Raw genomic sequence first — 3400 nt, forward strand, 5'->3', positions numbered from 1 at the left:
GTTGGCGACCGCGGTGGTGAAACTCTGTACCCAGAGCACCGAGCAGAAACGCACGCTTGCTCGTAAAGAAGGCCCGGATGCCGATACATCCGAGCCTCTGAGCAAAAACGGCACTGCCCGATAACCACACCGGGCCTCCGCTGGCGCCCATTCTAGCACACGGGCTATCCCGCCTTCAAGGCTATTTCATCAGCTTGCGAATGAGCTGTTCGTAGGCCGCCACCGCCGCCTGCAGATCGCCTCGATGATTCTCCCAGTACTCATCAAGAGCCTGGCGCATCACCTCGGCGCGGGTCACTTTCATCACCTGGGCCAGCAGATCGGCATGTTCGCGCTGCTCGGCCGTCATGGGCACTAGCACCTGGGCCGTCATGCGGTTAGATCCTTCCGGCGCAACCACCTCCGGTGCCGGCTCCGCCTTCTTGCGCGGCTTACGCGAACGCGCCGCCTTCGGCTTCGCCGGCGCAGCGGGCTCGCTCGGCGTTACAGCAGGGGACGCCTCATCGCTAGGCACCTCGGGCGCAACCGCGTCCCCCGTTTCCACGCGAGCCGCCTCCCCTACCGGCACCCCCAGCAGCTCCTCTTCGGCACGGGCGAGCACTGCCGGGGCATCATCGGTGAAGAAATCGGGCACTGTCGCCGCCATGGTCACATCCGACGCCGCACTGCGCACTTGGCGCGCAGCCCTCTTGCCCTTAGCGGGCGCAGCGGGCTCATCGGCGTCGGCCGAAGTCGCAACCGCCCGCTCGGGTACGTTCGGCTCCCCCTTCGCCCCCTTCGCCGCGCCCTTCGCGTCTTGGGCGCCGAAGTCCGAATCCTTCTCGTCGGACAGCACGGGTGCCGCCTCCTGGGCGGCCCCGATGAACGCGGCGGCGGCCCGGGCGGCGTCCATCTGCGCGCGCAGGTTCTTCTTAGCCATTGATGTCCTCCATCAGCTCGTCGATGAAGAAGCGGTAGTCGTAGGCCACCTTGGCCGAGGGTGCGTACTCGAAGATGGACTGCTTCACCGCCTGGGCCTCCTTGATGGCGGTGGCCTCGCGAATCCAAGCGCGGAACACCTTGGTGTCCAGCTCGGCAGCCATGGCCTCGGCATCCTCGTGGATGATGCGCGACATGGACGTACGCGGGTTGTAACGCGTCAGCAGAATACCGCCGATGCGCAGGTCGGGGTTGGTGTACTCGCGAATGGCCTCGATGGTGGCAGCCAGATCGGTCACGCCATCCAGCGAATAGGTGTCGGCCTGGGCCGGAATGACCACCCAGTTGGCCGCCGTCAGCGCGTTCACCGTCAGCGTGCCCAGCGCCGGCGGCGTGTCCAAAATAGCGAAGTCGTAGTCGTCGGCCACGGTGGACAGCGCCTTGCGCAGACGATAGTCCTTCCCCACGCTGGACATGAGGTCGTCGGCCTTGCCGTTCAGGCGGCTCGCGGGCACCACGGAGTAACCGTCGATAGCCTGCGCGGCATCGGCCAAAGTGGCATCGCCTGTCAGTACGTCCAGCGACGAGGGCACGCCTGCGGTAGCAGCCTTCAGCGTCGTGGACAGGTTCATCTGCGGATCCAGGTCGATATACAGCACTCGCGCCCCGTCTTGGGCCAGCTTCGCGCCGATAGCCAGGTTGGTGGTCGTCTTCGCCACGCCGCCCTTTTGCGACGCCGCCGCCAGAGTAATCATGGGCATCCTCGTTTCCTCGCATGACGCCGCGCCCCTCCCCGGGCGCGGCCTTCCCTTATCACTGCGGGAAACTATAACATATAATGTTGTTAGGAATATAGGGTGTAATGGATAAACGATGCATTCCGAATCGGGAAGCCCAGGTGCGAAAGCCCCTGGGAGCGCGGCTCCGCCTTCAGCCGTCGAGCTAGTGCTCCGGTTTCCACACGCCTTTCTCGGTGACGATCGCGGCGATAAGCGCGGCTGGGGTCACGTCGAAAGCGGGGTTGAACACCTCAACGCCCTCGATAGGGCTGGGGAGCACCTCGGTCGCGCTGCGCTGCTCGATGGGAATGTCGGTACCGGTGGCGCACGACCCGTCGCGCGTGCTCTCGGGCGCGGCCACGAAGAACGGAACGCCGAAGTGGCGGGCCAGCACCGCCACGCCCAGGGTGCCTATCTTGTTGGCGGCATCGCCGTTGGCCGCGATGCGGTCGGCGCCCACCACCACCGCGTCGATGCGACCTTGCGCCATGAGGCTTGCGGCCATGTTGTCGCAGATGAGCGTTACGGGCACGCCGGCACGGGCCAGCTCCCATGCCGTCAGGCGCGCCCCTTGGCCCACGGGTCTCGTCTCGTCGGCGTACACGCGAGCCACCAGGCCCTCCTCCGCGGCGGCGTACACCACGCCAAGCGCCGTGCCGTAGAAGGCCGTGGCAAGGCTTCCGGCATTGCAGTGGGTAAGGATGTTCAGCGATGCGCCCTTTGCCTGGGCCAGCGGGCGCAGCAACGCCGCGCCGTTGGCTCCGATAGCGCGGTTGGCCGCCTCGTCTTCCGCAATCAGAGCCTCTGTAAGCTTGTAGAGCGCCTCGGCAGCCTGTTGAGGCGTGTCACCCGCTTTCAGCGCCTCTAAGGCCGTCTCAAGGGCTCTGCCAACCGCCCACGACAGGTTCACGGCCGTGGGACGGGCCTCGGCCACCTGCCGCGCGACATGCCGCAGCCGTGCCGCGAAGAGCGCCGGCGAGGATGAGGCGGCGGACGACGCTTCATCGCCGGGAGCCACCTGATGCGCCGCGTCGTCGCGCGTGCCCGCAGACGATGGGAGCTCGTCGTACTTTTCCGCGGTCACTTGGGTCGCACCACCATGTTCTTCCGCAGATACGGGCGTATTGCGACCTTCTGCGGCCGGTCGCGATGCGTCGCAATTTCCTGCCGGTGCCAGGGAACGACCGGCTGCCAGTTCGAAGGCCGCGAGCATAACAGCCGCCGCGCCTGCCACTCCGATGGCCGGCGCCCCGCGCACGGCCAACGTCTTCACCGCATCCACCACCTGCCGCCAATCGTCAGTGGATATCCATGCGAGTTCCCCAGGCAACCGCCGCTGATCGATCATCACCACCCGCGGCGCAGCCAGCAAATTCGCAGAGGCCGAACCTCCACATGATGGGGCCGCCAGCCCGCCCACAGGAGCCTCCCGCTCGGCCGGCGCCGTATCCGCACATGCCTCTCGCCCGTGTTCCGCCAGCGTCTCCCCCGCCACCCGCTCTACGTAAATCGTCCGCGGAAGATTCTCCAGATGCAGCGACATAGAAATTCCTTTTCCCAGTTCAGATATGCTATCGGTAAAGTCAAGACTTACATTACTATTTGTAATACGTTACTTTGTTCTCGTCAACGGTGTAAGACCCGTGTGCTGGCAGTGCCTTCTGCATCTATTGGCTCGTCCAACAAGGCAGGAGGTGATGGCC

3 protein-coding genes are annotated in these 3400 nt (G+C 65.4%); all 3 read right to left on the bottom strand.

The genetic code is table 11. The features are described from left to right. Positions 1-181 precede the first annotated feature (181 nt). Entirely contained in the window at positions 182-919 is a 738-nt protein-coding gene (locus VIN30_RS11465) for a hypothetical protein (protein ID WP_338211631.1), read from the bottom strand. After that, positions 912-1679 carry a ParA family protein gene (locus VIN30_RS11470; RefSeq protein WP_326424184.1) on the bottom strand — a complete coding sequence of 256 codons (768 nt, stop codon included), beginning with the start codon at positions 1677-1679 and terminating at the stop codon, positions 912-914. Before VIN30_RS11470 ends, VIN30_RS11465 begins: the two co-directional genes overlap by 8 nt. A gap of 181 nt (positions 1680-1860) precedes the next feature. Then, on the bottom strand, positions 1861-3240 hold the full coding sequence (gene mtnA / locus VIN30_RS11475) for an S-methyl-5-thioribose-1-phosphate isomerase (protein WP_338211632.1): 1380 nt from the start codon (positions 3238-3240) through the stop codon (positions 1861-1863). Positions 3241-3400 lie beyond the last annotated feature (160 nt).

The organism is Adlercreutzia wanghongyangiae (genome assembly GCF_035989245.1).
GTDB lineage: Bacteria > Actinomycetota > Coriobacteriia > Coriobacteriales > Eggerthellaceae > Adlercreutzia > Adlercreutzia wanghongyangiae.